Source organism: Microbispora sp. NPDC088329, assembly GCF_040685655.1.
In the GTDB taxonomy this organism is placed as follows: Bacteria; Actinomycetota; Actinomycetes; order Streptosporangiales; family Streptosporangiaceae; genus Microbispora.
The window spans coordinates 64,491-87,506 of the sequence record NZ_JBFBIP010000009.1 but is presented as its reverse complement, the minus strand read 5'-3'; the positions used below and the strand labels follow the sequence as shown (position 1 = coordinate 87,506).

Genomic DNA, 23,016 nt, shown 5'->3' with positions numbered 1-23,016 from the left:
GTCCCAGCTCCCCATGAGCGGTAAGACGGCCCCGCTTGCGTTGGGGCCGGCGCCTCGCATCGTCCGGTCCCTGGCGCGCGTGCCGGGCCCATCGTCCGGCTCGCTCGCTCAGTATGACGCGGGGAATGTTAGGCCGGATCACGAGCACGTGAACACTACTGTCCGTAGCCCAGCAATACGCCGATCATGATCGACTTCCGGTAGGAATTCGGTAGATCAAATCCCGGTTTAGCGCTGGCGAACTCGGGTCTGTCCGGGTCTGTACTGGCTTTGAGCTGGGCGAACGTGAATGACCCCTGACGGCCGCGTTGCGGGCAGGATCTTGTAAACAGAAGGTCTGGGGTTCGATTCCCCAAGGCGGCTCTCGTACGGCAGGCCCCTGATCAGCGCTCTCGCGGTCAGGGGCCTTGTGCTTGTCCGGACAATCTCGGGCGATTTGGCCCTGTGCCAGGGCCGCGATCGGCTGAGCGTCCGACGGGGAGCCAAGGCGGGGTAGCGGGACCCCTTGCAAGGACATCCTCGCCCGGACCTCGTCGCCCGGCCAGGCCGGTCAGGAGTAAGCGGCGACCATGCCGATCACGATCAGCACCAGGGACAGGGCGGTGACCGCCGATCCCGCGATCACGGCGGTCTTGCGCCCCCGCCTGGCTCTGAAGACGTACAGCACGACGTAGGGCAGGAAGGCCAGCACGCCGAGGCCGGTGGCAGGGAGCGTCATGGCCCGCAGGACGCCCTTCGTGCCGGACGGTAGCGCCTGATCCCCCTCAGGGGTGAGCTGAGCCCGCATCACGTCCCCCACCTCTGAGTCGGGGGATGCGGCCACCATGACCGCGTCTCCACCGCCGTCGGGGACGAACCTGCCCCTGCAGTCATACCGTCCCTGGCCGAGGGAGACGCAGGAGACGACGGTGAGGGCGCCAGAAGTGCCGATCTTCCCGGTCGCGAGCCGGAAGTCCGGCACCGCGGTCACGAACGGCAGCACGCCGAGCGCGAGCCAGCAGATCAGGAGGATGCCCATGCCGATCTTCCCCGGCATGCGGCGGCCCGGGGTCACGGTCGTGGTGAGCGCCTCAACAGCGTTGGTCAGGTCCATCAGGCCAGCATGGTTTCGTGACCTTGGGGCTGACCTGTAACAGGCTTGCCAGGCCGAGACGACCCGACCGTCCGACCCTCCCCGAGCCACGATTCGGGCTCACGGAAGCCGAAGCACGAGCCGAACCCCACAAGGCTGGGCGTTGTCGCACCACGAGCCGCGCACTATAGGCCGAGGGCGACGACTGGAAAATTGCGATACCGACCGCAAGAGGAGAGAGTGCCATGGAACCCGACTACGTCCTCGCCGGCTATCGGGTCGCTACACGCGCGAATCGGCACGATTGGCAGGACGTGGGCCTTCCCGGTGGTCTGGTGTCGCTGAGCGACTGCGTGGTGGACCTGGTGTCATCCGATCCCATTGGCTGGGACGACTGGTTCGACGGCCCCCAGGAGGCCGAGATCGCGCGCGAGCGCGCTGGTAAGCCGGGCTTGCACGTGCTCGGGGTCGGCTTCGCCACTGCCGACGTTCCCGGCCTGCTGGCCGATATCGCCGATGGAGGCTGGGACGCATCGGCCGGAAGCCTCCCGGAACGGCTGGCCCGGCGCGAGAGGTTTCCCAACCCCGGCGGCCGGCGGTTGGGGTTCGAACTGGTCGGCTTCGACAGCGGGTGCTGGCACACCTGGACCTGCCTGGGCGGTCTCGTATCCGAGGTCTACCGAGCCACCGGCGTCCAGCCGGGGATCTGGGGGTTGATCCAGGATGAGCAGGACGCGCGCCGGGCCGCTCAATGGCTCACCGACTCGAATGTCGGTGACCCCAAGGTATTTCTCTGGGCTGCCGCACTACTCACCGACGTCGCACGAGAGACCCTCCGGACACGCTCGGAGTAACTTCCTTCCACCAGTGAACCGAGGGCTCACGTGATCCGCCGGGCTCCTGGGAGCCACCTTGGGAGCCGGAAGCTCCCTCATCGCCGGGTCAGCCGTCCTGGTCCACGTGGCACTGGCTGTGACCGCGGGATCGTGGAAGACCTGCTCCGCGATCGCCCTGGTTGTGTCACCCGCGTCAGGGCCGGCTGTCGCTGCCCAGCGGGCTACGCGTGGTGACCGTCGATCGCCTGGACGATCGCCACGGCGTTCGCGTCCAGCCAGTCGATGACGTCGAGCACGTCTTCACCGGAAATGGGGAGCAATTTGCCTGCGCTCTGTGGATCATGGTCGGCTGCGTGGGCGATCTGATTTCGTCTTTCGGCGATCTCATTCAAGCGGGCATGGAGCTCCGGAACCTTGACGGCCGCATCGCCGGCGACTCCCGCGGAACGGATGCTTGCCACCTCCTGCCACAGATCAATGGAGCTGACGTGCGCGAAGCCCTCCTTGATCTGGCTGGGCCGGAGGAACGACTCCCGGCCGAAATGGTCCTCCAGATGCGCGCGAAAAATCTTGGCGATCGACTGCCGGTCGTGATGGATCTTCTCGAACTGCGCGACGGAAATCTTGAGCTTCTGGAACTTCGCCGGCCTCGGTCTTGTGCTGTCCTCCGCGATCGCGACGGCTCGATCGACGATCTCCTGTTTGACCCACTGCTCGTGATAGGCGACGGCCTGGATCCAGGCGCCACGGAAGAGCTCGTCCACGTCGAACGCGGTTACCCCCAGCTCTTTCAGCCTGTTACCGCCGTAGACGAATGCGCGAGTGCGCTCCAGATTCTCGCGGAAGGTCTGCAGCGCCGCCGGGACGTGGTTGTCGACTTCGGCCGTGGGGTCCGGAACCGTGTTCTCAAGAGACCCGCGATTCCTCTGCTTGAACTCCTTGAACTCCGGGAATTGCTGAAGAATGCCGTCGTTCAGTGCAGACGGGTATTGGGCCAAAACGGTATGACCGCGGTCAGTGATCTGCGTGATGCCTCTGCCGGTGCGCACCAGGAGGCCGGCCTTGACCATGTAGAGGATTGCCCAATGCACCCTGTCATCGATCAGCCGCCGCTTGCTCTTGGGGAGAGTCTCGGCCAGCTCTGCCTCGGTGAGCTGGAATATTTCGGCGACCTTGGTGACGATGACACTTCTCGCGTGCTCCTGGTTATCCGCATGTAACTGGAGGATCGGACGCATGAGTGTCTCGTAGTCGGGGATGGCCAAGGGGCTGCCCTCCGGGTGGCGGTGATCTGGCTGAAGCAGTTGTATCACTGCGCGCCTGTGCGATGTCGCGACGAGTCGTTGCCCTTGCCGGCGAAGAAGCCCGCGTCGCCGCGGAGGGCCTCTTCGCCGTTCCTGGTCGGACCGGAGTGGCAGGTTTGGACCCCAGCGGAATGTCGTACCGGGTGAGTAGGCTGTGCGTTCCGTGTAGCGCCGTGCCGTTTTTTCCAGGAGAACCTCGTGCGACTGTTAGTCTCCATTGCTGGTCTCGTCCTCATCGCGACCGGCCTGACCGCCGTGCCGGCCGAGGCCTCCTCTCCCAAGGTCGCGTACGGCTGGGCCTGGCCGGACGGGAAGGGAAAACTCCGTTTCGTGCCGCGCGCAGCCACGCCGATCACTGCGTACAACGGGCTCAAGACCTACCGTTTGAATCCTTTGGCCGGAGCCAAAGAGATCCGGCTCGACTACTCATCGGCCTCCTTCTACCGGACAACGGTCACATGCGGCGCCAAGGATAACGGCGGCAAATACGCCATAAGCGCCAAGGGCCTTGGCAAGACCGCGTGTGCTTCCGCCGACCTCGCCTTCGTTTTCACTCTCGGACCCACGCTGGTCCGCATCGTCTATGCGGGCACCAAGGCCACCACGATCCATCAGCTCTGGCCCGGCATCGCGACCGAGAGACCCAAGGCCGCCTTCGGCACCCTTCGATACCTCGGAGACAGAACTCCGGACCCCAGCATCAGCGGCGTCGTGATCTTCACCCCGGAGGGTGGCCGGCCGATGAAACTCGGGTACGACTGGATGGCCGGGTTCAATCGAGTCACTGAGGCATGTAACGCCGACTGGCTCACCCGTAGTGATCCGCGCATCGCCGACGAGGAGGGCGTGGGCTCAATCGCCTGCAACGCCCGTCAGATGACCGCGGTTCTCAAGCGCCTGAAGCACCCCGTTCTCGCCAAAGTCGACTACTCCCCTTTGAGAGGGAGCATGAACCAGCTATGGGAAGTCCGCCGCGAAGGCTGACGGTCCAGTGCGCCGGCAACTCCGTGACGGCGACCTTGACGGCAACGTCCAGCCGCCCCCGTTGACAGCTCGATGTCCACCTCTTGTCGTCAGCTTCGGTCTTGGCCGGCGCGGGGTTAGGTTTGGCGGATGGGGACCTATGAGGATCTACCGGCGGAGCTGGTGACCGAGCGGCTGCGGTTGCGGCGGTGGGTGCCGTCGGATGCCGAGGAGTACCGCGGGTTATGGCTTGAGCGGGATCCACGAGTGCCTCCGGCGCGGCGGATCGACGCCGAGGGACGCCCGACGGTCGAGGACATGCGCGGACGGCTCCTCGACAATCCGCTGATGGCGGATCCGGGGCTCGGGTTGTTGCCGATCGAGCTGAGAGACTCCGGTGAGTTCATCGGGTACTGCGGACTGACTGTCGGCCAGTCATCTTCCGATGAACCTGAAATCGCGTACGAGCTGGCACGACGCGCTCACGGCCATGGTTACGCGACTGAGGCCGCTCGTGCGGTCGTCGAAGCCGCGACGCGAACAGGACGTCGACGACTTTGGGCCACCGTGCGGGAGTGGAACGCACCCTCGTTCCGCGTCCTCGAGAAGCTCGCTTTCCACCCAAGCGGCCGCATCACCGAGGACGCCGAACATGGCAACACGATCTGGATGACACGCGCACTCGATCCGAGGTAGAGACGTGAGGAGCGGGCCCATCAATAGATACTCGTTGTGACACCGGCAGCGGGATCTTCGCCTGGTTCAATTTTGTGTCGTGAGCAGGAGGCGCTACGTCGCAAGAGGCGTACCCGGCGGATACAGGATCTGGGACAACAAAGCCCGCCGCTGGTGGGGTGACCTGTACGAACTCTGCCCAGACGATCTCCTTGACGAGTTGAACGGCGACAAGGACCCCGAGAGAATCAGCGCGCTGCTGAAACGGTGCCGGGTTCAGAGGCGATAGGCCGTGCCCGGCGATCACCCTGGTGATGGTCGCCGGGCGTCTTTCGCCGTGCTTCAGCAGGAGGACCTGTCAGCGCTCGCCGTCTTCTCGTCGGCGTCGTCGGAGGCGCAGCAGGCGGAGTCGGCCTGCTTGACGAGGGTGTCGGCGTCGGCCTTGACCACGTACACCTCCCAGGGCTCGTTGCCGGGGCCGTGCACCCACACCTTGTCCTGAAGGGCGTAACAGCAGGTGGTGTCGTTCTCCTCGAAGGTGGCCAGGCCGGCCTCCTTCAGGCGTTCGGTCGCGGCGGTGAGCTGCGCGGTGTCGTCGACCTCGACGCCGAGGTGGTCCATCCGGGTCGGCTCGCCCTCCTCGCCCTCGAGGAGAACGAGCTTCAGCGGAGGCTCGGCGACGGCGAAGTTGGCGTAACCGGGCCGTCGCTTGGCGGGCTCGACGCCGAACAGCTTGGAGTAGAACGCGATCGAGCCTTCCAGGTCGGCGACGCGCAGAGCGAGCTGGACACGGGACATGGGCGGTCCTCCTTGGGCGGAAACGACGGGCGGCGGTGGCCCCGACTGATTCGACGATCGTCTAATCAAGCCGCAGTTTGTGCCCTTGCATAGATCTATGTCAAATTAGATGTGTGTCGAAACAGGAGCTGTCGATCATTGACGCGGGCTTGGACGCGGCCGCCGGTGCGTGCTGCGCGCCGCTGGCGTGCGGGCCGTTGTCGGAGAGCGAGGCGGCCGAGCTGGCTCCCCTGTTCAAGGCGATCGCCGACCCCGTACGGCTGCGCCTGCTGTCGCTGATCGCCTGTCACGAGGGCGGCGAGACCTGCGTGTGCGACCTGACGGCGGCCTTCGACCTGACCCCACCGACGATCAGCCACCACCTCAAGGTGCTCAAGCGGGCAGGACTGATCGACTCCGAGCGCCGGGGCACGTGGGTGTACTACTGGATCAAGCCCGCCGTCCTGGCCCGGATGTCGGCCCTGATCGGCCCGGTGTCGCCGGCTCTCGCCGGTACGGAGGGCTTTCCCATCGCCGCCGACGTCGTCATGGGCCGCCCCGTTCCCGACTCGCCGCCCTGCTGAACGGAGAGCCCATGTCCGAGAACGTGGAAGAAGTCAGAGCCGGCGGAGTCACGATCCGCCCCATGCGGCAGGCCGACGCCGCGCAGGTCCTCGCCATCTACCAAGCCGGTCTCGACGGCGGCAACGCCAGCTTCGAGACCACGGCCCCCGCTTGGCGGACGTTCGACGCCGCGAAGCTGCCGCGCCACCGGTACGTCGCGGTCGACGCCGTCGGCGGGCAGGTCATCGGCTGGATCGCGGTCAGCGCCGTCTCCGACCGGTGTGTCTACGCCGGGGTGGTCGAACACTCCGTGTACGTCCACCCCGGTCACGGTGGCCGCGGAGTCGGGCTGGCGCTCCTGAACGCCCTGATCCAGTCCACCGAGACCGAGGGCGTCTGGACGATCCAGTCAGGCATCTTCCCCGAGAACACCGCCAGCCTGCGCCTGCACGAGAAGGCCGGCTTCCGCGTCGTCGGCACCCGCCACCACATCGGCCGCCACCACGACCGCTGGCGCGACGTCGTCCTCGTCGAACGCCGCAGCACCGTCACAGGCAGGTGACGGTGCTGCGATCGCCGACGGCGGATTCGGGCCGCCCGGCACTCACAGATCGAGGGCCATCGTGGCGAGGCGGCGGGCGATACCGGCGGTGTCGGTGTCCTGCACGTTGCTGAGCAGGACCACCTGGATGTCGTCATCGGGCAGATACATGTTGCTCGCCGTGTAGCCCATGAAAAGACCCGGGTGGTACCGGAGCCGGTGCCCCTGGAGCCGGTCGACGAGCCAGCCGAAGGCGTACGCGCTCGACGGCAGGTCGAGGCAGCCGCCGGGGGGACACTTCGCCTGCGGCGTGAACGCCAGCTTGACCGTGGCGGGCGGCGCGACCGTGAACGAGCCGAACGCCCGGTCCCAGCGTGCGATGTCGTCGACGGTGGTGAAGAGGCCGGTCGCGGAGAACAGCTCGGAGTTGTTGAGGAGCGGGGCCGGCGACCCGAGCCTGAAGTAGCCCTTCGCGAACCCGCGTGGCGGATATGTCGTGCTGTAACCGGTGTGCCGGAGGTTCAAAGGCTCGGTGATCAGCTTGCGCAGCACCTCGCCGTACGGCTTGTGTGTCACCGCCTGGATGATCGCACCGGCCAGGACGTAGCCGGAGTTGGTGTAACTCCAGTTGGTGCCGGGCGTGAACAGCAGCGGCAGGTTCACGAACTGCCGGATGAGTCGCCGGGGCGTGGTCGGCCGCGTGACGTTGTCGAGGTAGCTGGGCAGCTTCTCGATGTTCGGAATGCCCGAGGTGTGCGTGACCGTCTCGCGGATCGTGATAGGACGCCACGCCGCCGGGCACGCCTTGATGTATCGCGGGACGAGATACGGGCAGATCGGGTCGTCCAGCTTGAGCAGCCCGCGGTCCTGCAGTTTCAGCACGAGCATCGAGGTGAACTGCTTGGTGATCGACATGACCCGATAGACCGTGTCGGGCCGGTTGGGGATGTGCCGCTCCTCGTCCGCCTCGCCCGCGGCGAACCGCGCCAGCACCTGTCCGCGCCGCACCACCAGCGCCGAGCCGGTGAACTCCTTCTTCGCGGCCAGGTCTTTCAAATACGCCAGGATCGCCGCACTGGCGGAATCGCCGTGCGGTGCCGGTGCCGGTGACGTGGCCGGCGAATCGGATTCGGGTGCACCGTCGGTGAGCGGTGATTCCGCTTTCTGGCTGGGCCGGCTTGTGATCTCCGATCGGCTGTCCTGATCGGTGTAGGTGTTTGCGCTCGTGTCCGTCTTTTGCCAGTTGTACGGCAGAGCCCGCGAATCCGCCGCGCTCTTCTGCGCCGGCGTGACGGCGAGCGTGACGTCGCGGAGCAGGTTCTGGTTCTGTCGCTCGTGCTCCGACTGCCGTTGCTTGTCGTGCTGCCTGGTGCGATTGCGCTCATGCGCCCGGCCGTGGCCGCGATCGGCCGGGTGATCGACGCCGGGACCGGCCACGACAGTGCCCTCCGCGGATGCGGCGATGGCAGGAGCGCCCAAGGGCATGGCACCACCGGTCAGCGAGGCGCTGATAGCAAGAAGCCCGACAACATTAGGACACTTGGGCATTTTCTCCCCATTGAATGTATCGATGTCCAGAATTCCGGCGATTCTCTGAATCGAGTGAGTCTCGATCGAGCGCTCGGTGGATCATTCGTCTGGGGGCTTGCTTTCCGTTCGCCGGAGTCGCAAACGGCGATCGACGTCTTTTTCCTCCCGCATATCTTTTCGCTGGGTCGGCCCGTCACATCGGCAGAATGTCGGTGAGGAGAATCTCAACCAGTCCGGCATCAGGGGAGGCATGGGCCTATCTGCCGCAATCACCGAGAGGGTGAGGTTGAGAGCGATTTCTGCCGGACCGGTCGGCTTATCCGATCAATTCCTCGGGGCTGGCTGAGGACGGGAAGCCCGCGCTGGCCCCCCACATCTCCGCGAATCGGCCGTTGTCGATCCGGAAAATCTCGAACAGCATGGGCTGTGCGTCGCCGTCCGGGACCTCGATCCCCTCGACGGTCGAGCGGACGGCGGCCTTGTCGCCGTCGACCAGGATGTCCTGGGCGACGACACGTACGCCCGGAAACCGGGCAACGAGTGTGCGCCAGGCCTCCTTGCCCGCCTCGAACCCCATGGTGCCGAGCGGGTGGCTGAAGAAGCCGGGGAGGTGCAGGTCCGCGGCCTCGTCGAATCGCCGGCTGTTGAAGCACTCCTGCATCCGCTTCACCAGGGCGCTCGCGTCCTCGCGTGTGGTCATCGGCGTGGCCTCCTCGTGGCCGGCGGTCCGGGTGCGAGCGGCGCGGACTCCAACCGGTGCGCCGCCCCGGTTATTGCCACGGTATACGGTGCGGCGCCCCGGTTACACTGATATCGCCATGTCCAGCCGGCCACTTCGACCGACAGCGGCGAACCCGACGGCGGCTCACGGAAGCGACCGGGAGCTGCGGGCCGACGCGCGCCGCAATCGCGAGCGGGTCCTGCGGACCGCGCAGCGGCTGTTCGCGACGGAGGGCCTCGGCGTCTCGCTCGACGAGATCGCCCGCCGCGCGGGCGTCGGCCCCGGCACCGTCCACCGGCACTTCCCGACGAAGGAAGCGTTGTATCTCGCCGTCGCGATCGACCAGCTCAGGCGACTGGTGACGGAAGCGGAAGCACTCGCCGCGACCGGCGATCCCGAAGCTCTGTTCACGCTGCTGTCCGCGATGATGGCCGGCGGCGCCGAGAACGTGGCGGTGAAAAGCGCACTGGTGGCCGCCGAGTTCGACCTGCGCACCGCCGCTCCCGATGTCGCGGCGGATCTCACGCGCCACGTCGCGAATCTTCTGGAGCGCGCGCACGCGGCCCACGCCGTGCGCCCCGATCTCACCGTCGACGAGGTGATGGCACTGGTCGCCGGCGCCTTCGCCGCGATCCGCCACGCCGGCGCGGAAACCAGTCGTGCGCGCTCCGCCCACATCGCCCAGCTCATCCTCGACGGGCTACGACCCCGGCCACGGTGAGCGACATGTGCCCCCGGAGGACCTACCCGGCGACGTCCGCCGGCCGGCGGACGAGGAGACAGCCCCGCTGGAGCTTCTCGTTCTCGTCGGGCTCGCGCAGCAACCGGGCTTCCTCGACGAACCCGGCCTCGCCCAGCAACTCGGCGACGCGCTCCAGCGGCCGCCAGTAGCAGTCGAGTGAGATCGGCTGGCCGAACGCCTCCGCGCGATGCTCCCGGTCGTCGCCCACCTGGAACACGAGCAGCGCACGGCCACCCGGGACCAGCACCCGGTGAAACTCGGCGAACACCTGCGGCAGACGCTCCTGCGGGATGTGGATGATCGAATACATGGCCAGGATGCCGCCGAGGGCCCGGTCCGGCAGATCCAGGGCGGTCATGGACCCCTCGTCGAACCGCAGGCCCGGATGTTCCCGCCGCGCCGCCGCGACCATCCGAGGCGAAAGATCGATCCCGAACACGGACAGCCCCAGACCGTGCAGGTGCGCCGTCACGTGGCCGGTGCCACATCCGATGTCGGCGACCGGCCCGGTGCGCGGCACCAGCTCCGCGAAGGCCGCGAGCATCGCGCGATCGACGGGCTTGGTCGTCAGCTCGTCGTGGGAGCGTCCCGCGAACGCCGCGGCCACCGCGTCGTACGACGCTCGGGTGGAGAGCAAGAAGTCCGGTTCGGCCACGGCAGGTCGCCCCCGGGCTCAGCTGTCGCGGCGGCGCCGGATCCTGCCGCTCACTCCGCCGAACAGCGCCAGGCCCTTGATCACGATCACCGGCGCGGACGGGTCGACGGTCGGGCTGTTGTTCACGTCGAAGCCGCCGAAGATGCCGACGCCCTGGCAGCGCACCTCGACCCCCTCCGGCAGGATGATCTCGGCCCCGCCGAATACGGCGTTGACCGTGATCTCGACCTCCTTCGCCTCGAACTCGGCCTCGGTCAGGTCGAACCGCACGCCGCCGAAGACGGCCAGCGCCTTGGTCTGCCGTCGTACCCGCCAGCGGCCCTTACGGTCGGCGCCGCCGAAGACGGCGATGATGTTGTCCGGCTCGGTGCTCGCGCTCGACGCGTAGGAAATCGCGCTCGGCGCGTGCGATGCCGGGCTCGCGGCCGGGCCGTGCCGCTCGACCTGGAGGTCGTGGGTGAGGACCTCGAGCTCGCCCACGGTCTTGGCCTGGTAGAGGTTGTCGAGGCGCTCGGAGTACTCCTCGTGGCTCAGCTGGCCGGTGCTCATGGCTTCACCGAGCATGGCGGCGACCTGGTCCCTGTTGCTGTCCGAGGCGCGCAGGTGGGACGTGGGGGAGTCCCGGCGCTGGGGGGCATTTTCCATGCTGGTCACGATAGTTCTCATTCGACCCGCCAGGGAGCGCGTCCCGCTTCGAATTAGCCGCCGGCGGGCTCCGCCGGCGGCAGGCCCAGGTGGACGCCTCAGGTCCAGGCACCACCTAGGGCGAACGCAGGTGATTCCGCCGATTACCCGGCGGGGCAGGGCGGGTGACACTGTGCCTCCCCGACATTCGTCTCACGGAGGTAACCCGTGCGCCTATCCGTCCGGTCTCCCCGGCGGCGGATCACCGCCGTGGCGCTGGGGGCGGCGCTCGCCGCCGCCCTTCACGGCGCCCCGCCGGCCGCCCAGGCCGCGCCGGCGAGTCCCACCGTCAGCATCCCGCCCGCCGGCGACCACGGCTTCCCGTTCCTCGCCGCGGCGGAGGACCTCGGCTCGTTCGGCTTCACGGAGAGCGAGTACTTCATCGAGGGCACCGCCACGTCCTACGCCAAGTCCGGCATCTGGACCTCGGACGGCCGGTGGAACGTCCGGGCGACCGGCCGCGCCGCGTACAAGACCCGGCTCCTGGTACGCCGGCCCGCCGACCCGGCGAGGTTCAACGGCACGGTCGTGGTCGAGTGGCTCAACGTCAGCGGTCAGATCGACCTGTCCCCGGACTACTGGTTCGAACGCGACGAACTGCTGCGCAAGGGCTACGCGTGGGTCGGCGTCTCGGCGCAGGAGGTCGGCGTCGACGGCGGCCTCGGCGAGATCCGCGGTCTCAAGGGCTGGGACCCGGCGCGGTACGGCAGCCTCGTCCACCCCGGCGACGCCTACGCGTACGACATCTTCTCCCAGGCCGGGCAGGCGTTGCGCACGCCGATCGGGCCCGATCCGCTCGGCGGCCTGCACGTCACGACGCTGCTCGCCGACGGCGAGTCGCAGTCGGCCGGTCTCATGACGACGTACGTCAACGCGGTCCAGCCCGTGTCGCAGGTGTACGACGGCTTCATGATCCACAGCAACGGCGCGGTCGGCGCCCCGATCAGCGGCAGCCTGCTCGACCTGTTGGCGATGCCGAACCCGAGCAGGATCCGTACGGACCTGCCGGTGCCGACGTTCGTCGTGCTCACCGAGACCGACGTCCCGACGGCGTTCGCGGCCCGGCAGCCGGACACCGGCCGCGTGGTGCACTGGGAGCTGGCCGGTACGGCCCACGGCGACCAGTGGGCCTACGACCTCGGCGACGCGACGGTGCGGAAGTCGGCGGGCTCAGCCGCGCCGAGTGCCGACTGCGCCGCCGGGTCGGCGCCGTTCAACGACGGGCCCGGCCACTACTCGATGAACGCGGCGCTGCGTCACCTGGCCGCCTGGGCGAGGGGCGGGCCCCGGCCTCCGAGCGGGCCGCTGCTGCACCCCGAGCTGCGCGACCCGGGCACGGGCCTGGCGACGGGCGGCATCCGGCTCCCCGACGTGGCGGTGCCGACCCGCACGCTTACGGGTCTGCGGGACACCAGCGGCAGCGGCGTCTTCTGCGGCCTCTACGGCGCCCGCGACCCGTGGAACGGCGACGCCGACCCGTGGGACCGGCACAACGCGGGCGACCCGTCCGATCCGCTCCTGCCGCGTACGGCCGAGCCGGTGCTCAGCCGGCTGTACCCGACGCACGCCGACTACGTCGGCAAGGTGCGGGCGGCCGCGCAGGCGTCGGTGGACGCCGGATATCTCCTCCTGGAGGACGCGACCACGATCGTCACCGCCGCGGAGAACGCGGGGATCGGGGAGCACCGGAGCGAGAACCGGCGCTAGGGACAAACCGAACGAACCGATCGGTCGGACCGGCACCGATCCGCTCCGCACATCGAGTGAGGTCCGTGCCGGTCGCCCTGCCGGCCCTGCCCGGGATCCTTGGCCTGGCCGTACCGCCTGCGGCGGCTCAGATCGGGCCCGCCTCCCGCGGGCGTCCTCTGCTCGCCTCGGTAGTGATGACACGGCAGTCCCCCCGGAGTCGCGAACAGGGAAGAGGTGGGGTTTACCTCACCTTTTTCCGGGATACCCAGGTCATTTCGTCGAGCCGCGCCGCTCTCTAGGGTTGGCGCATGATCACTCCCTGGAACCGGATCCGCGGCCACTGGGCGTCGCCGACCTGGCTCCGTACGATCCACGTGACGGTGGGCGTCCCGATCGCGCTCATGTCGATGGCGGCGATTCTGGGATTGGGCGTGCTGTCGATAGTGCTGGCGTGGACGGTCGTCGTCCCCCTGGTCGCGCTGCTGATCCTCACCAGGGTGGTGCCACTGCTCACCTGGGTGCAACGCTCCCGGTTCGCCGCCTTCCTCGGCCACGGCATCCCCCCGGTGCCGCGTTCTTCGCGGGAGGGAAGACCGATCGGACGGCTTCTCCTGCAGGCGCGATCGGGCAGCCTGTGGCGGCAGGTCGCCTATCACCTGGCGATCGGGCCCCTGATCGGCGTGGTGGGGTTCCTGAGCGGGGCCGTGGCGTGGTCGGCGTGCCTGGTCGCGGCCATCGTCGCCGTGCAGCTCCTGCTGGCCGGAGGCGGCTGGACCGCCTTCCTGCCCGCGGCGAGCGCGCTGGCGCTGTTCGTGGTGGTGCCGTGGCTGCTTCGGGGCGTCACCGCGCTCGACGCGGTCGCGGCGCGTGCGCTGCTCGGTCCCAGCGTGAAAGACGAACTGGCCCAGCGGGTGAGGACGCTGCGGGAGAGCCGGGCCGAGGTGATCGAGGCCGCCGACGCGGAACGTCGCCGGATCGAGCGCGACCTGCACGACGGCACGCAGCAGCGGCTGGTGTCGCTCGCTCTGAACCTCGGCATGGCCCGCACCGCCTTCACCGACCTGCCGGAGCCCGCCCGCCAGGCCATCGCGCGGTCGCACGAGGAAGCCAAGCAGGCGTTGAAGGAACTGCGCGACGTCGTGCAGGGGCTACACCCGGCCGTGCTCAACGACCAGGGGCTGGACGCGGCGCTGTCCGGTATCGCGGCGCGTGCCCCCTTCCCCGTACGGCTGAGCGTCGACGTGCGGGAACGGGCCGCTCCCGTGATCGAGGCGGTCGCGTTCTTCGTGGTCTCCGAAGCGCTGACCAACGTCGCAAAGCACGCACGGGCCTCCGGGGCCGACGTCACCGTGCGCCGCGACGCAGACGTGCTCCGCATCGTCATACGCGACGACGGCGGTGGGGGCGCCGAGCCCGCCAAGGGGTCGGGCCTGCGCGGCCTCGCGCAGCGGGCGGGATCGGTGGACGGGGTCCTGCGCATCGACAGCCCGAGCGGTGGCCCGACGACGATCGAGGTGGAGCTACCGTGCGCGTAGTGCTCGCCGAGGATTCCGTCCTCCTCAGGGAGGGCCTCGTCTGGGTCCTGGGATCAGCCGGCATCGAGGTCGTGGCCGCGGTGTCCGACGCCGAAGGGCTGCTGCGGGCGGTGGACGAACACGAGCCCGATCTCGTCGTCACGGACGTGCGGATGCCGCCGACGCACACCGACGAGGGACTGCGCGCGGCGCTGCTGCTGCGGCATCGGCGGCCGAAACTACCCATCCTCGTGCTCTCGCAGTACGTCGAGGAGCGCTACGCGACTCGGCTGCTGTCCACGGCGACGACCGGTGTCGGATATCTGCTGAAGGACCGGGTGGCCGACGTCGCCGACTTCCTGGACTCGCTGCGGCGGGTCGCCGCGGGTGGCACGGCCCTGGATCCCGAAGTGGTCGCCCAGCTGCTGCTGCGCCGCCACAGCGATCCGCTGGACCTGCTGACCCGCAGGGAGTACGAGGTGCTCGCGCTGATCGCGGAGGGACGGTCCAACGCCGGCATCGCCGAGGCCCTCGTGGTGTCGGAAAGCGCGGTCGGCAAGCACATCAACAACATCTTCGCCAAGCTCCAGCTCTCCGGTGCCGAGAAGGATCACCGGCGAGTGCTGGCCGTACTGCGATTCCTGAAGATTCGAGAGGCGACATGATGCGAAGAGCGGTGCGGACCAGGTGGATCGCCGCCGGCGCGGCGCTGACCGGGTCCGTGGTGGTGGCGATGGCGCTGGCGGCGTGGTCGCAGATCCGAGTTCCCCGCAGCTACGACTTCTCCTTCCCCGGCTCCTACCGCTCGTCGGTCCTCGATCAGCGGGGGACCGAGACGAGGACCGTGACCTACGCCGTCACGACGCCCCAGATCATCGTCGATGTGCGGGGCAGGGTCGACGTGCGGGTCGCTCCGGGCGTCCCCGGACGCCTGTCCGCCAAGCGGGAGACGACCTGGCACGGCGGGCCCCCCTCGATGAGCGAGACCTGGGAGTCGGGGAAGACGTTGCGGGTCGAGGTGACCTGCTCGCGGGGCTTGGAGCGGGTGGATGACGGCTGCCGCACCGTCTACACCTTGAGCGCGCCGCCGGGAGTCGGCGTGCTGGTAATGACGCCTGACCGGACTGTTTCGTGCCCGCCGGCCGTGGCGGAGGTGCCCTGCGCCGCCGCGCCGTTGACGACATCTGGAAGTACGTACTAATCTGCAAACTTATTATGAGCGACGTACATAATTATGAGCATGATCCGGACGGCTATCTCTACGACCCGGGTGCCAGGACGGCTATGGCACGGCTCGCCGGTGAAGACGGTGAGGACGGCGATCTGCGCGCGTTCGAGGCGAGCGCGGCCGTCCGCACCGCCTGTCACGCCGTCGAACGCCTGCGCGCCCACGGATCCGAGGGCAGAGGCGTCAGCGCGGGCGCTCTCGACCTGCTGATCCGACTCGACGCACGCGAGCAGGGGATCAGCATCGGCGAACTCGCGCGGGCCGCCGGGGTCAGCTCCCGCAACGTCACCGGCCTGGTGGACACCCTCGAACGCGACGGACTGGTCCGCCGGGTCCCCGACCCGAACGACCGGCGTTCGGTCCTCGCCGAGATCACTCCGGACGGCCGGGCGTGGATCGAGGACTTCCGCAAGCCGTCGAGGCTCGCCATGAAGGCGCTGTTCCAGGGATTCGCGCCCGAAGAGCTGGTCGTCCTGCGCGACCTGTGCCTGCGCCTGGCCGCCAACCAGCAGCGCCTGTCCGCCCACCTTCGTCAGATCGGATCCCCGCAGTGACCACCCGGGAACAGACGCGCCGCGCCGTACGCGGGTATCACGAGGCCCGTTTCCGCGGGGACGCGACCGCTGCCGCGGCGCATCTGGGGGAGCCCTTCCGGTTCCAGAGCCCGTTCTTCACTTCCGACGACCGGGCCGGGCATCTGGCGACGTTGCCGGGGTTCGTGTCGATCGTGACCGGGGTGGACCTCATCAGCGAGCTGTACGGCGAGGCCGAGGCGACGCTCGTGTACGACGTGCACACCGCGACACCGGCCGGCACGCAGCGCACCGCCGAGCACTTCCGCCTCGACGACGGCAAGATCGTCTCGATCACACTGGTGTTCGACGCCTCGCCCTGGCAGCCGATGAGAGCCGAGATCGAGCCGGATCCCGGGCAGAACCTCTAGGGCAACGGGTCGTCGGGCAGCCGGTTCGCGGAGGCGGGACCGGTCGGGAAAGGACGGCGGAGATCGCGCCCGTGGGAGATCGTGCTCAGATCCCGTCGACGTCGAAAGGATCGGGCAGTCCCTGCCTGTCCGCGAGGGATCGGGTGCGTGTCACGAAGCCGGGAGCGGCTGTCAGCAACATGTCGAACTGGCGTACGCTGAGGCTGATCGGCTGGAAATCCTCGCCCGGTAGACCGCGTTCCACGCAGTTGGTCCAGATCGCCAGGCTCAACAGAGCGTCGACATCCGGAACATCCCCGCTCCATTGGACGAAATCGCCGCCGAGCTTCAGTACGTCAAGCAGGTTGCTGACGCGGTCCGAGGCGAATTCGGCGCCACTTGGAGGTACGAGGACGTAGCCGGTCGCCCGCAGGTCGAGGAGGTCGAAGAGGCCGAGCATCTCCAGCAGGACGCTCGACGGCATGCCGTAGGACTCGAAGCGCCCTGAGCGGAACGTCCGCAGCTTCGCGTGCACATCCAGGAAGGCGGTCATGTTCGCCCACCGGTAGATCGATACCTCGCCGCATATATGTCCCAGCATCCGCGCAGGAATACGGTCGGCGTGAACGCGTAGCAGCGTGAGAATGAGGCGGGCATGCTCGATGGAGACGCTGAGGTGTGGTTCCACATCGAGCTGTTGCGCCACGACGGCGAACAGATGGCCGTATTCCTCTTCGCGCAAATTCTCGGGCGGAGTGAGCAGCAGTTCCATCATCGCCGCCGACCTGCGTCCCAGCAGTACGTCGTCGTCGCTGACGGGAAGGAGCGCGGCGTACGGCAGCAGCGTCGCGCAGGCGTCCTGATAACGGGGGGCATCGAGCAAGGTCGCCTCCAGGGCGGCCTGCGCGACGGCGTTCCCTCTGGGAAGTCTGATGTCCGCCGTCGAAAGGGATCTCTGCGCCGTCAGGGGCAGCAACCCGCGCTTGTCGTGGATGTGGACGTCGTCATCCTCGTCGTCCCAGAGTCCGATCAGCACTTCCCCGGCCTCCGCATCCGGCAGGTCGATGCGGATCACCCGTACCAGGCTGTCCCATTCGTTGCCGGTCAGCTGCGAGTGCCACAGACGAGTGGTCGATCGCCATGCCGCGCGGCGATCCTGGGCCGAGCGAGGAGAGGCGGAGGCGTACAGCTCGCTCAGCGTCAGGACGGCGCCGTCGGCGCCGTCCTGCGCCGAGATGAGAAGGAGGAGCAGCAGCAGATTGGCGCTGTAGACCGCGTATTCCGCCGGAGAGCTCAGCTCCACGGGCCGGTATTCGTCGTAGGCGCCCCGTCCTCTCGTCCGCAGGCACTGCCGGAACAGGACACGGACGACGGCCCGCAGCTCGGCCAGTTCCTCGCCGTCCAGGCCGCCGAGCAGGTCGTGGACGAAACTCAGGATCCGTTGCTCGCGCGTACTGATGACCGCCTTCGACAGGAGCGCGTTCAGCAGCGCGTCGTCAGGGGGAGGGGGACAGGGATCGTCGGCGGCCTCCCTGACGCGGCGCGCGAGGCGGCGGACCTCGCCGACGACCCATCGCGCGACCAGGAACTCACCGAACGAGGCGTGGAGGAACTCGTAGGTCTTCTGCGTGCTCTGCTGCCCGTAGACCGCCTGGGCCTGCTGGACGAACAGGCGAAAGAAGAAGCGTCCCGCGAGGCGTTGCGCGGCGTCCAGCGCCGCGGCCTTTCGTCGTTCGACGGATGGCGTGCCGATCGGCCCGGAGGCGTACGACGATCCGCCTCCTATGGGCAGGACGGCGAAATCCGCGATGAGTTCCTTGTCCGTGACGGTCTGCCGGCCCCGGTTGAACATGGAGAAGGCGACCGCCGACAACTGATCCAGTTCACGCGCGACCGCTCGTCGTCGTTCGCGGTCCGGCAGAGAGTCGTCGAGCTTGTTGACGTCCCGTTCGGCGAACCGGGTGAACAGGCGCTCGTACAGTTGCGCCTGGCCTATCCCCGGAGTGAGGGCGCCTCCGCCGGAGTGGAACAGCGCGAGCATGAAGAGCAGCAGAGGCTGGCGGGACAGCTCTCCCTGAGCCAGTGCCACCTTCGGGGTGAGGGGGGTCGCCGGGTTCGCGTCGTTCCAGATGGCCAGCCAGCGCCCGACCTGGTCGTTGTTGAAATTCTCCAGCCGGACGACGATGGTGCCTTCGGGATAGCGCACCTGGTCGGCGACGGCGGTCCGGCTGGTGACGATCACCGCGACCGGGCGTTCGAGCTCCGCCTCACGCCGCTGGAAGGTCTGCACCCGCTCCAGGAAGTCGTAGTGGCTCACTCCGCTCGCCTGGAGGAGCTCGTCGAACCCGTCGAGCAGGATCACCGGCTGCGCGGTCCCCGATTCGGCCGTGAACTCCGGCCAGGACAAGGTGGTCCCTGTCAGGCTGTTCAGCGCCACCTCGATCTGCCGCTGGATCTCGGCGTCTGCGGGGACCGCCCGGAGCTCCACCCGCACGACCAGGAAGTCCGCCGGGTTCAGTTCCGCGGCCAGCACCTGCGTGAACAGCGACTTCCCGGCCCCGGGCTGGCCGAGCACGACCAGTGGCACGTCGGCGGCCTGCGTGGACACGAGATGGTCCATGAGGAACGCCCACAGGTCGTCGCGGCGCTCCTCCTCCTGCCACGCACCCTCGCTGATCCACTTGTCCGGGTCGGCGGACCTGCCTCTCACGGGCAGGCTGCGATACGAGGGGTTGATGTAGATCTCACGCAGCGTCGGTAAGGTGACCCCCTCCGGCACCGCGTCCACCCCCGCCAACGGCCCGTCCAACTGCTTCCGATACCGCCTGACCAGGTCGTCCCGGACCCGGCTGGGATCGCGTCCCTGCCCGATCCTGCCGATGATGCCCGCGAGAGCGTGCAGGGTGGCGGCCTGCTCTCTGCTGTCCTGGTGTGCTTTGTGCAGCTCGTCCAGGATGGACCGCACGCCCAGCCGGTGGGCCCAGAACGCCACCTCGGGAAACTCGCTCGCGAGCGTACGCAGATGCTCCTCGTACCGTGAGAGTGCGGCCGAAGGCAGGTTCCGGCGGAGGGTGTCGGTCCAGCGGGCGCGCTGCGTCTCATTTCTCGCGTCCCACGCCGCGGTGCCGGAGGCGAAGCGGAGGAGGCGCTCTGTCAGCTCCTGGTAGAAAATCGGGAACGGAACGTGCCCGATGATCTCGTCGAATATCAGGCCGTTCGCGGCCGTCAGGTTCAGGGCGAGAGTCGCCAAACCCCAGCGTCCTGTCTCGGGGCGTCTCCCGCCGGCGAGTGCCACCTGTTCGTCACGGGTCAGCTCCAGGGACGCCGTGTTCAGCGCGGTGAGGATCTCGTCGTCCAGGTCGTCCAGCGCGTCGAAGAAGGCGGCCACCACGACCACGGCGTGCGCGGCCTCGACGAGCTCCGTGCGCCTGAACCTGCTCACCCCGCGGACCCGGTCGCGCAGGGTGGCGAACAGGCTCTGGCTGAGCTGGTCCACCTCGCCCTTGAGATCGAACAGGCCCAGCGCCACGTCGCTCCCACCGGCGGAGGCCACCGTCAGGGCGCCCCCCGCGAGCCGGCTCAGCGCGGTGATCACCGCGTTGTTCCCGCCCAGGAGTTTCACCGCGTCGTTGTACGAAAGGGGCTTGTTTCCCATGCGGCTCCAGACCGTGGCGGAACGGCTACCGCGCGAAGATAACACCGGGCCTGGTCGTTGTCCTGATATTCGGTGCCTGTCAGGTGCCCCTCAGCGACGGATGGACCCGCGGGACCCCCGGGCACGGGGGCCCCGCGGGGGTTCAGGCGTTGACCTCCAGGGCCACGCGCACGGCCGACTCCAGGGCGCCCTCGATCCAGGAGTGCTTGAGCGAGGTGTGCTCCCCGGCGAAGTGCAGCGGACCCTCGGCGACGGCGATGGCGGGATGGATCTCGGTCATCTGGCCGGGCGTGAAGACCGCGGCCTCGCCGAAGGCGTAGCGGTTGCGCATCCAGCTCTGGGTCTGGCCGTGGCCGGTGTAGAACTCCGCGACCCGGTCGCCGTGCACCTCCTGAAGACCGCGCAGCGCGTAGCCGTACCGCTCCTCGTCGTCCATGGAGTCCCAGCGAGTCGCGTCGTCGGCCCACGAGTAGCTGGCCAGCACGACGCCGCCCTCGCTGCCCGGCACGGGGTGCGAGGGGAAGTAGATGAACCGGTTGGCGTTGTCGCAGACCGACCCGCCGCCGGTGACGTGGGTCGTCGGGCCGGGACGGTAGCGGCCGCCGAGCTCGCGCTTCCAGTCCGCCTCGGTGAACTCCCACCACCGTTTGCGGAACTCCAGCAGCACCTTGGTGGCGGAGTCGTAGTGCAGTTCCATGATCGAGCGGCGCTTGGAGTAGGACAGAGCCGGCGCGATCTCGACGTGGCGCAGCGCGGAGAACGGGATCGTGATGATCGCCACGTCCGCCTCGAACGTCTCCCGCGGCGCCTGCCGCGTGAACTCCGACTCCGTGCTGCCCGTCTCGCTGACCGTCGAGACACGGACGCCGCGTCCCGACGTCTCGATCCGTACGGCCCTGCGGTCCATGCGGATCTCGTCACGCAGGCCGGGCTGCAGCGCGTACGGCAGCTCCCTGCTGCCGCCGGTCATCTCCCAGTAGGTGACGGCCGGGTTGACGAGGCTGCGGGTGAGGAACGTGTGCATGAACGACAGCGGCAGCCGGGAGGTGAGGTTCTCCAGCGTGCCGATGGCGTCGATCGCCTCGTCGCTCAGCTTGGCGTGCTCCTTCAGGTAGCCGTACATGGAGAGGCCGTCGAAGTCGTACAGCAGCCGGGCCCAGCCCTCGATCAGCTCCGGCAGCGGCTTGTCGACCCGCTTGCCGCCCGTGCTCACCGAGAAGTAGTCCCTCGCCGGGTCCAGGGCCGTGTCGAGGATCTCGGCCGCGGTCCGGCCGTCCTTCAGGCCGAAGGAGGCGTTGATCCTGCGCGGGTCGTCGGCGTACTCGTCGCGCCGCTGGGTGATGCCGTTGACGTGGATGAACGTGTGGTTCATGCGCGCGGGCGCCGTGAAGGTGCCCTTGGGCGGTGCGGAGCGCCACTCCTGCCCCTTGTACGAGGTGTAGACGACCGGTGGCACGGGCCCACGGGGCTGGGCGCCGGGCGGCACGTCGACGTTGTAGAAGGGCCTGCGGGTGATCCCCAGCTTGTCGATGAGCGCCAGCGTCAGCGGATGGAAGTCCGGGATGCGCATCGCGCCCGCCTCGGCGTACTGCCGCCGGTCGCGGAACCCCGTCTGGAAGGTCTTGATCCGGCCGCCGATCCGGTTGCCGTTGGCCTCGATGACGGTGACGTGGTGCCCGGCCCGCTTCAGCAGGGTCGCGGTCACCAGGCCGGAGATGCCGGCCCCGACGACCAGGACCTTCTTGGGCGTACGGGTCTTGGGCAGGCCCTGGTCGATGAGCACCCGCAGGTAGCGGTGCTTGAGGTCGTCGCCGTCCGTGTCGACGAGCAGGTGGTCGCGCGCCACCCGAAGGCAGGTCTGCCAGCGCTCCCCCGTGTACGGCCCGCGGGCGGCCGAGGCGGGGGCCGCGCCCAGGGCCGGACTGACGACGGACCCCACCGCGCCCAGTCCGGCCAGTTTGGCGAACCCCCGCCGGTCGATTGTGACCACGTACCACTCCTTCTCCGAGACGATTACGGAGAGTAAGTGTCGGAGTGACAGTCGTATCTCGGCACGCGACGCGCCAGGAAAGCGCAACTGGTGTCCCAGGCAATGGTCAAGACGAGGGTGCGTCGTCCATCCGGACGAGCCGGATCGTGGTGTCGGGATCCGTCATGGCGGCCTCTCCTCAGCAGGCGAACTCGGCGCTGACACAGGGGGTCTACCGCATCGGGCCCGCGGCGCGACCGGCGTTGACAGCGGCGGATCGGGCCGGATCTAATGATCGGCGTGCCGCGTGGCGCCGATCACACGGAGGCTGCCCCGAGGAGGCAGCGGCAGGCCGATCGGTGGCTGGGCCGCACCTTCCCGAAAGGACCGACGCCGTGAGTGTCCACTCCGCACCTCTCACCTGACGTCGCGCTCCGCGCTTGTGCGCCTTGTCTCGCGATCCGCGCTTTTGCCTGTGTCGCGCTCCGCGCCTGTGTGCCCGACCATGTGGCCGCCGCGGTGCGTGCCGTACGTATTGGAGTCTCAACGTGTCGTTCAATCAGTCCGTCATCGAGGAGTTCCGTGCCAACGGAGGCAAGGTCGGCGGCCCGTTCGAGGGCGGTGACCTGCTCCTGCTGACCACCGTCGGCGCGAGGTCGGGACGGGAGCACACCGTTCCCCTCGGCTACGTCCGCGACGGCGCCACGCTGCTCGTCGTCGCGTCCGCGGGCGGCGCTCCTCGCCACCCTGCCTGGTATCACAACGTGCTCGCGCACCCGGCCGTACGCGTCGAAGTGGGCGAGGAGGTGTTCGACGCCGTCGCCGTGCCGGCCGGGGGCGAGCGGCGCGAGCGATTGTTCGAGCGGGTCGTCCGGGTGGCGCCCGGATACGCCGACTACCAGGCCCGTACGGCCCGCACGATCCCGGTCGTGGTGATCGAGCGGGTCTAGGCCTCGACGCGCGCGTACGGCAGCA

Annotated in this window: 22 protein-coding genes and 1 tRNA gene; 14 read left to right on the top strand and 9 right to left on the bottom strand. The window is 68.5% G+C overall.

The genetic code is table 11. The features are described 5' to 3' along the window. Positions 1–302: 302 nt before the first annotated feature. A tRNA-Leu gene (locus tag AB0O28_RS18575) sits at positions 303–363 on the top strand. Positions 364–550: 187 nt separating this feature from the next. Here the strand turns inward: AB0O28_RS18575 and AB0O28_RS18570 are convergent. Then, positions 551–1,093 (bottom strand): hypothetical protein, encoded by a 543-nt coding sequence (locus tag AB0O28_RS18570; protein ID WP_363641617.1) that lies wholly within the window; start codon positions 1,091–1,093, stop codon positions 551–553. Positions 1,094–1,317: 224 nt separating this feature from the next. Between AB0O28_RS18570 and AB0O28_RS18565 the strand changes: the two genes are divergently transcribed. Continuing rightward, positions 1,318–1,926, top strand: coding sequence for a hypothetical protein (locus AB0O28_RS18565; protein ID WP_363641615.1), 609 nt, complete (start codon positions 1,318–1,320; stop codon positions 1,924–1,926). Positions 1,927–2,129: 203 nt separating this feature from the next. On the opposite strand, the gene AB0O28_RS18560 is transcribed toward AB0O28_RS18565, so the two are convergent. Next, positions 2,130–3,173, bottom strand: coding sequence for a winged helix-turn-helix domain-containing protein (locus tag AB0O28_RS18560; protein WP_363641613.1), 1,044 nt, complete (start codon positions 3,171–3,173; stop codon positions 2,130–2,132). A 237-nt stretch (positions 3,174–3,410) separates the two neighbouring features. Between AB0O28_RS18560 and AB0O28_RS18555 the strand changes: the two genes are divergently transcribed. Together AB0O28_RS18555 and AB0O28_RS18550 are read left to right on the top strand one after the other, a co-directional pair. Further along, positions 3,411–4,196, top strand: coding sequence for a hypothetical protein (locus AB0O28_RS18555; protein WP_363641611.1), 786 nt, complete (start codon positions 3,411–3,413; stop codon positions 4,194–4,196). 129 nt (positions 4,197–4,325) lie between these two features. Then, a complete protein-coding gene (locus AB0O28_RS18550) occupies positions 4,326–4,871 on the top strand; it encodes a GNAT family N-acetyltransferase (protein ID WP_363641609.1) in 546 nt (181 codons plus the stop codon). A gap of 321 nt (positions 4,872–5,192) precedes the next feature. Here the strand turns inward: AB0O28_RS18550 and AB0O28_RS18545 are convergent, their stop codons facing one another. Beyond that, positions 5,193–5,648 carry an ArsI/CadI family heavy metal resistance metalloenzyme gene (locus AB0O28_RS18545; RefSeq protein ID WP_363641607.1) on the bottom strand — a complete coding sequence of 152 codons (456 nt, stop codon included), beginning with the start codon at positions 5,646–5,648 and terminating at the stop codon, positions 5,193–5,195. 149 nt (positions 5,649–5,797) lie between these two features. On the opposite strand from AB0O28_RS18545, the gene AB0O28_RS18540 reads away from it, so the two are divergent. After that, positions 5,798–6,211 carry a metalloregulator ArsR/SmtB family transcription factor gene (locus tag AB0O28_RS18540; RefSeq protein ID WP_363642097.1) on the top strand — a complete coding sequence of 138 codons (414 nt, stop codon included), beginning with the start codon at positions 5,798–5,800 and terminating at the stop codon, positions 6,209–6,211. A gap of 11 nt (positions 6,212–6,222) precedes the next feature. Then, a complete protein-coding gene (locus AB0O28_RS18535; protein ID WP_363641605.1) occupies positions 6,223–6,753 on the top strand; it encodes an N-acetyltransferase family protein in 531 nt (176 codons plus the stop codon). 42 nt (positions 6,754–6,795) lie between these two features. Here the strand turns inward: AB0O28_RS18535 and AB0O28_RS18530 are convergent, their stop codons facing one another. Both AB0O28_RS18530 and AB0O28_RS18525 read right to left on the bottom strand, forming a co-directional pair. Then, the gene (locus AB0O28_RS18530) at positions 6,796–7,788 is read right to left on the bottom strand and encodes a serine hydrolase domain-containing protein (RefSeq protein WP_363641603.1); all 993 of its coding nucleotides are present in this window, start codon (positions 7,786–7,788) and stop codon (positions 6,796–6,798) included. A 790-nt stretch (positions 7,789–8,578) separates the two neighbouring features. Beyond that, entirely contained in the window at positions 8,579–8,962 is a 384-nt protein-coding gene (locus tag AB0O28_RS18525; protein ID WP_363641601.1) for a nuclear transport factor 2 family protein, read from the bottom strand. 118 nt (positions 8,963–9,080) lie between these two features. Here AB0O28_RS18525 and AB0O28_RS18520 point away from each other — a divergent pair, with 118 nt between their 5' ends. Further along, positions 9,081–9,704: a helix-turn-helix domain-containing protein gene (locus AB0O28_RS18520; RefSeq protein WP_363641599.1), complete on the top strand. Its 624-nt coding sequence runs from the start codon at positions 9,081–9,083 to the stop codon at positions 9,702–9,704. Between the two features lie 22 nt (positions 9,705–9,726). Here the strand turns inward: AB0O28_RS18520 and AB0O28_RS18515 are convergent, their stop codons facing one another. Both AB0O28_RS18515 and AB0O28_RS18510 read right to left on the bottom strand, forming a co-directional pair. Further along, positions 9,727–10,362, bottom strand: a complete 636-nt coding sequence (locus AB0O28_RS18515; RefSeq protein WP_363641597.1) for a class I SAM-dependent methyltransferase — start codon at positions 10,360–10,362, stop codon at positions 9,727–9,729. A gap of 36 nt (positions 10,363–10,398) precedes the next feature. Then, positions 10,399–11,025 (bottom strand): DUF1707 domain-containing protein, encoded by a 627-nt coding sequence (locus AB0O28_RS18510; RefSeq protein ID WP_363641595.1) that lies wholly within the window; start codon positions 11,023–11,025, stop codon positions 10,399–10,401. Positions 11,026–11,232: 207 nt separating this feature from the next. Here AB0O28_RS18510 and AB0O28_RS18505 point away from each other — a divergent pair, with 207 nt between their 5' ends. The 6 genes from AB0O28_RS18505 (at position 11,233) to AB0O28_RS18480 (ending at position 16,438) form a co-directional block, all read left to right on the top strand. Continuing rightward, positions 11,233–12,771: an alpha/beta hydrolase domain-containing protein gene (locus tag AB0O28_RS18505; protein ID WP_363641593.1), complete on the top strand. Its 1,539-nt coding sequence runs from the start codon at positions 11,233–11,235 to the stop codon at positions 12,769–12,771. A 290-nt stretch (positions 12,772–13,061) separates the two neighbouring features. Beyond that, positions 13,062–14,288, top strand: a complete 1,227-nt coding sequence (locus AB0O28_RS18500) for a sensor histidine kinase (RefSeq protein ID WP_363641591.1) — start codon at positions 13,062–13,064, stop codon at positions 14,286–14,288. Further along, positions 14,279–14,932, top strand: a complete 654-nt coding sequence (locus AB0O28_RS18495) for a response regulator transcription factor (RefSeq protein ID WP_363641589.1) — start codon at positions 14,279–14,281, stop codon at positions 14,930–14,932. The genes AB0O28_RS18500 and AB0O28_RS18495 overlap by 10 nt, the downstream gene beginning before the upstream one ends. Then, a complete protein-coding gene (locus AB0O28_RS18490) occupies positions 14,929–15,468 on the top strand; it encodes a hypothetical protein (RefSeq protein WP_363641587.1) in 540 nt (179 codons plus the stop codon). The genes AB0O28_RS18495 and AB0O28_RS18490 overlap by 4 nt, the downstream gene beginning before the upstream one ends. Before the next feature lie 14 nt (positions 15,469–15,482). Continuing rightward, positions 15,483–16,049, top strand: a complete 567-nt coding sequence (locus AB0O28_RS18485) for a MarR family transcriptional regulator (RefSeq protein WP_363641585.1) — start codon at positions 15,483–15,485, stop codon at positions 16,047–16,049. Then, a complete protein-coding gene (locus AB0O28_RS18480) occupies positions 16,046–16,438 on the top strand; it encodes a hypothetical protein (RefSeq protein WP_363641583.1) in 393 nt (130 codons plus the stop codon). The genes AB0O28_RS18485 and AB0O28_RS18480 overlap by 4 nt, the downstream gene beginning before the upstream one ends. A gap of 85 nt (positions 16,439–16,523) precedes the next feature. On the opposite strand, the gene AB0O28_RS18475 is transcribed toward AB0O28_RS18480, so the two are convergent. Continuing rightward, positions 16,524–20,072 (bottom strand): hypothetical protein, encoded by a 3,549-nt coding sequence (locus tag AB0O28_RS18475; RefSeq protein ID WP_363641581.1) that lies wholly within the window; start codon positions 20,070–20,072, stop codon positions 16,524–16,526. A 142-nt stretch (positions 20,073–20,214) separates the two neighbouring features. Continuing rightward, positions 20,215–22,062: an FAD-dependent oxidoreductase gene (locus AB0O28_RS18470; RefSeq protein WP_363641579.1), complete on the bottom strand. Its 1,848-nt coding sequence runs from the start codon at positions 22,060–22,062 to the stop codon at positions 20,215–20,217. Between the two features lie 527 nt (positions 22,063–22,589). Between AB0O28_RS18470 and AB0O28_RS18465 the strand changes: the two genes are divergently transcribed. Further along, positions 22,590–22,991 (top strand): nitroreductase family deazaflavin-dependent oxidoreductase, encoded by a 402-nt coding sequence (locus AB0O28_RS18465; RefSeq protein ID WP_363641577.1) that lies wholly within the window; start codon positions 22,590–22,592, stop codon positions 22,989–22,991. Positions 22,992–23,016 lie beyond the last annotated feature (25 nt).